Raw genomic sequence first — 5,525 nt, forward strand, 5'->3', positions numbered from 1 at the left:
AAACGCTTACCTTTTATAATGGCTAAAACCCGGCGCATTTCCAATTCACGCAATAAAACAAAGGCCATTGTTTTGGCAATTGTAAAACTACGCCAACGTAACGTATATTGTGCTACCTGCATCAGTTCATTATTCAATTTATGTTCTACGCTATAGGTGTCTTCAACTTCACCAATCGCAAGGCGTAAATGCTCTGGTAATGCAGCTAGGATTTCTTCAATACTGTTCAATTCGACTAGTTTTTGTAATAAGGTGCGGTTGATGCTGGTATATGAAGCGGGAATCAGTAAATAATAAGTTTCGGCAGCTGAGAGTTGATAGGCAAAGCGATAACGCAATAACCATAGCAAATTAAATCGATCCATCAACATTCCCATCAATGGCGTAACATGTTTGCGTTGGGTGCTATCAAGGGCTTTAATTCGTTGCTCAAAACCCAGTAAATAATGTCGATCAATCGCGGCATCTAAAGCATGAAGTTGATGTTCTTGTTCAAATACACGACGAGATTGGCGAGCAATGGTGCTGAAATGGGTATTGTCTAAATGGCGCAATAATTCGCTGATATCTTCGGTGCGCAATAATTGTTCAATCGGCAAGCTTGCCAAATCACCTAAATCAATTAATTGGCTGGAAATCGCCTCCGCTGATAGGCCACTGATTTTGCCGCGTACAATGGTTTTTAAATTGGTAATTTCACATTTACGAAACCAGTAAGTAATAAATTCACGCGCTGCTCCTGATAACGAACGCACCAATACTTTAAAGTCCGCGACCAAATACATAAACCAAGCTTGCTCAATTAAAGCGGGATCAACTTTTTCATCATTGAGTAAATCATCTAAGCTACTATCACGGTCAATATGTTGTTGTCCCAGCGGCTGATTCAGTAATTCAATTAATTTTTCTTCAGGCAATAGTTTTTCTGCCATCGCTGATACCCGTGCATTTAAATAGGCATATTCAGTGACCATATTCATTTGGCTGCACCCGCTTGCAATACAATTTCCACAGTTGCATCCACAGCTTTATATTGATGTTGTTCGGCCATTTCGCGTAATTTTATTTTACGTTCGTCATAGCGTTTATTTAATTCAGCAATCGATTGTTCAGCACGTTGATGGGCTTTTTCGACAAAGACTTTTTTTAGATCAGGCAATTGGTCACGAAAATTGATTTCAGCTTGATGGGCTTCCTTTAAAGCCTGCTCTACGATGTGTTCACGTTTTGCACTGGCATCAGCAACCGTTTTTTCCGCTTCTGCTTCCGCATTTAACAGACGTTTTAACGTGTTTTCCATAAGTTCACCCTTCTAAATTTTAGATTTTTGAATGGAAAAATAGTGGCTTAAAGGATTATCCGTCCTCAAAATAATTACATTATTTCTTGACTCATTCTTACACAACTCAATCGCAAATAAAGCACCACATCTAAAATAATATAGTAATTGTGACAAGGATAATAGATTTGTATGAGCAGTTAATGAATATGCTATAGTCATTTTATTTTAAAGTGATACAGGACTGGCAGTCCTTGATTTCAAAAGTGATTGATATTTAAAATATAAAAGGACTGCCAGTCCATACAAACCAAAATTGACTACAGGCTGATTAAGTCTGTAAAAGAAGCTTATTTTTTATATTTTAGAGAGCGTAAAAGTAATGGTTTTACGGAATTACTGTAGCAATTGTTTGAGTTAAGTCAGTTGGAGATATTGATATTAGATAATTATCGCAAATAATTTCAGTAACTATATGATTGTATTTAACATTGCATTGCTCAAGACTGGCAATTTTCTTAAAGAACTGCCAGCCTTAATATTCTAGCTCTTAACTTTTTTCATCAATCGCTTTTTCTAACCGTTCACAAACCGTTTGTAAAGCCTCAATCCGAGCAAAACGTTTATCATCACCAGCAATCAGTGTCCATGGCGCATAATGGGTACTGGTACGTGCAACCATATCATTGACTGCCAACGCATAATCATCCCATTTTTCGCGATTACGCCAATCTTCTTCCGTAATTTTATGCTGCTTATAAGGAATGACTTCTCGTTCTTTAAAACGTTTTAACTGCTCTTCTTGACTGAGATGTAACCAGAATTTAATCACTACATCACCATGATTTGCAAGCTGTTCTTCAAAAGAATTGATCTCAGAATAAGCACGTTTCCAGTCTTCTTCCTTAGCAAAACCTTCTACACGTTCCACTAATACACGTCCATACCAAGAACGATCATAAATGGTAAAATGTCCGCCTCTAGGTGCATGTCGCCAAAAACGCCATAAGTAATGATGTGAACGCTCTTCATCAGTTGGCGCAGCAATCGAAATCACTCGGTATAAACGGGCATCCATAGTATGAATCATGCGCCGAATTGCACCACCTTTGCCACCAGCATCCCATCCTTCAAACACAATAATGGTTGACATGTCTAAATTCTGTGCTGCCCAAGATAAACGATGCAATTTACCTTGATAATGCGCTAACTTCTCTTGATAAACCTTTTTATTCAGAACTTGAGTTAAATCAACTTTATCTAAAACTGTCAGTTGTGCTGAAGCGGGGGTTTCTAGTTGAATCGTTGGCTCTGTGGTAGCTGGAGCAGCTTGTTCTGCATCTTGCTTATTTTGTTTCAACAGTTTATTCAAATGATCCAATAATGTATGGGCAACGGTTAAATTACGATATTGCTCATTGCTGGCTTCAACTAAAAACCATGGGGTTTTACCTGCATCAGTATAGCGAATGGCGTGCTCTGCTGCACCCGTAAAATCTTCATACATCTCAGCATGTTTCCAGTCTTTTTCAGAAACGCTACGACGAGTATGCGGGTCTTTTTCCAATTTTTTTAAACGTTTCTTCTGATTATCTTTTGACAAATGCAGCCAGAATTTAAGAATTAATGCCCCATCTTCTACAAGCATATTTTCAAAACGGCGAATATGGGTTAATGAATCATCAAACTTGGCAAAATCAACCTCTCCATATGCTCTATTACGAATCGGGTCGGCATACCAACCACCAAAGAAAATTCCAATTCGGCCACGTTCAGGCAATTTACGCCAATAACGCCACATATAAGGCCGTTCTAATTCTTCATCAGTAGGGGAATCAAGTGAAATGGTTTCTAATCCGCGCGTATCTAACCATTCATTCAATGCATTAACCGCATCTCCACGTCCTGCCGCATCAACACCCGAAATGATAATAATCACAGGGGTATTGGTTTTACTTAAGGCAAATTGGGCCTGTAATAATTGTGCCCGTAATTCAGGCAGTTGTTCTTTATATTCACTTTTGCTGATTTTTCGTCCGACTTCGGCAGCTTCAAACATCATAGTTCCCTTTTATTGTCATTATCGTCCAATGTTAAAACCTATCTAAAATACACATTCAGGATTTAAATTGTTCATGCTTCAATCTAAAAATATTAAGCACATCAGAACAGGAAAAATTAACCACTCCAAAAGAATCTCAAACGAGCCTCTTTAAAAAATCTCCAACCGATGGTTCATTTTAAGGAAGTCAATTTATTAAGGTGTATTTTGCGGCGTTTTGTGTGTAGTAGCAAGGAATATTGCTGGGAAATATAGGCTGATTTAAAAATAATATTGAACTGAAGATTGCTAATGAACGAACAATAACAACCCCCAATTGATTAAAATAGAGCTATTGGAGAAGTATTGTGCAACTAAAAACTAACGAACACAATCAACTAATAGTTGCTTAAATCGGTGTAAAAATGGAGACTGAAAAATAAAAAAATGATCGCCTATTAGCTTTTCAAGCTGGACAGTCTGAGTCGACTCTTGATACCAATTATACATTTCTTGCTCAGAAATATCTTCATCCGTACCATAAAATGCGGTAATGGGAACTTCTAATTTGATACGTGGTCGTTGCTGATAATTGAACGTTTCAGTGGCTTGAAAATCAGTTTGAATAATCGGTGTTACCAATTGCATCAATTCATCACTATCCAAAATGGTTTGCGGCAACCCTCCTAAGGTCTTAAGCCATTGGATAAATTCATTAGGGGACAAAGTATGGTAAATATGATGATAAGGCTTATCTGGGGAGCGACGGCCACTGACAATAAAATGCAGAGGCAATGCGACATTGTGAATTTGTAAACGCTGGATGAGTAAATAAGCAATCAAACCGCCCATACTATGGCCGTAAATAATGTAAGGCTTTGATAAATCATGTTTTTGTAGCTTAAAAAAAGCATCATCTGCCATATCTTCTAAATCAGGTAATAGGCTTTCAGCGATACGCCTACCACGCCCTGGTGGCTCTAAAGGCCGCATTTTAATCTGTGGTGGCAAATGGGCTTGAAAGGCTCGATAGGAATAAAAATTACCACCTGCAAAAGGAAGAGTAAATAAATTCACAGTTGAAGCATTTGGCATAAGATGGCTACAATTGTCAAAAAAGGCTTGATTATAGCCGATTTATCACTATTCAGCAGCACTCTCAAGTAAATGTAGCTCATCTAAATATTGTCTTGCAATACTGACCATTTTCTTACGTGAAAAAACCAATTGCCATTTAGATCCACCTTTCTGCCGCCATAAGATCGCTGAACGCACGCCTGCAAGCAGCAGTATTCTGATTTTCTGGGCATTAAACTCATTTTCTAAAAAGCGTTGCTCACCTGTGACTTGAATCCGTGGAGTAAAATGGCTCATGGTGTCTAAATATAAATTAGCGAGACAATCCAACACTTTCTCATGGGCTATATGATAGTGTTCCTTATAGCTCATCGCTTCTCGAATTCGGTTGCCAATCACGGGTAACATGGTTTTGTTTTTTTGTAATTTACGTTCTAAGACCAGCATATTGAGCACATAACGCATCAATTCATGATCGAATACCTGCCCTTGTTGTTCCGTACCAAATTGTTTTACTAACAACTGAAAGCCATGCTTAACTCCTCCCAGCCCGTTATAAACCTCTGCAGTTGAAGACGCATCTAGTTTTAAAACACTGGAAATAGCCGTTTCAAAAGAGGATTGGTCAATGATGCCTTGTTTTGCAACTTGTTTTACTAAAAAAGCGGATTGGAAAATTCCTGCCAAAGCGATAGTACTGTGTTCAATATTTTTCATTGTTTTGCGTCAATCTCAAACAAGCAAATATTATGTCATAATTTTGTAAGAATAACAGGCGTGAGAAGAATTAGGATCAAGCGTTTATCTGCTGCTCTTCTATCGCTACAATTAATTCATAATCGCGCGTTAATATCTCTTTTGAATTACCTCATATTCTTCATCTCTCTTATTTTTCCATAAGTTGAACCAATAAAGCTAGAAATATAAGACTCCACAGTATGCTATTAAAAATAAAAAATTGTTTTTAAGATGATTTTTAATCGGATAATTATTCAGCAGCTAGAACTATTCAATTAGTTTCGATGCGCATAAACTAAACAACCACCCGCTAAAGACGGGTGGGTTAGAGGCTTGGCGGCTGAAAGCCGGGATACAGGGCGACCAAGCCCTGTTGTCATTAAAGAATTA

At 37.9% G+C, this 5,525-nt stretch carries 5 protein-coding genes; all 5 read right to left on the reverse strand.

Annotated features, from left to right (window positions below):
* The coding region (locus ABXH34_RS17415) for a V-type ATPase subunit (protein WP_353573157.1) at nucleotides 1-980 on the reverse strand (980 nt) is incomplete at its 3' end.
* On the reverse strand, nucleotides 977-1,300 hold the full coding sequence (locus ABXH34_RS17420; RefSeq protein WP_353573158.1) for a hypothetical protein: 324 nt from the start codon (nucleotides 1,298-1,300) through the stop codon (nucleotides 977-979). The genes ABXH34_RS17415 and ABXH34_RS17420, both read right to left, overlap by 4 nt.
* Nucleotides 1,301-1,829: 529 nt before the next feature.
* On the reverse strand, nucleotides 1,830-3,341 hold the full coding sequence (gene pap / locus ABXH34_RS17425; RefSeq protein ID WP_353573159.1) for a polyphosphate:AMP phosphotransferase: 1,512 nt from the start codon (nucleotides 3,339-3,341) through the stop codon (nucleotides 1,830-1,832).
* A 360-nt stretch (nucleotides 3,342-3,701) separates the two neighbouring features.
* Nucleotides 3,702-4,415 carry a thioesterase II family protein gene (locus ABXH34_RS17430; RefSeq protein WP_353573160.1) on the reverse strand — a complete coding sequence of 238 codons (714 nt, stop codon included), beginning with the start codon at nucleotides 4,413-4,415 and terminating at the stop codon, nucleotides 3,702-3,704.
* A gap of 48 nt (nucleotides 4,416-4,463) precedes the next feature.
* Nucleotides 4,464-5,114 carry a high frequency lysogenization protein HflD gene (gene hflD / locus ABXH34_RS17435; protein WP_353573161.1) on the reverse strand — a complete coding sequence of 217 codons (651 nt, stop codon included), beginning with the start codon at nucleotides 5,112-5,114 and terminating at the stop codon, nucleotides 4,464-4,466.
* Nucleotides 5,115-5,525 lie beyond the last annotated feature (411 nt).

Source organism: Candidatus Albibeggiatoa sp. nov. BB20, from assembly GCA_016744725.1.
GTDB lineage: Bacteria > Pseudomonadota > Gammaproteobacteria > Beggiatoales > Beggiatoaceae > Albibeggiatoa.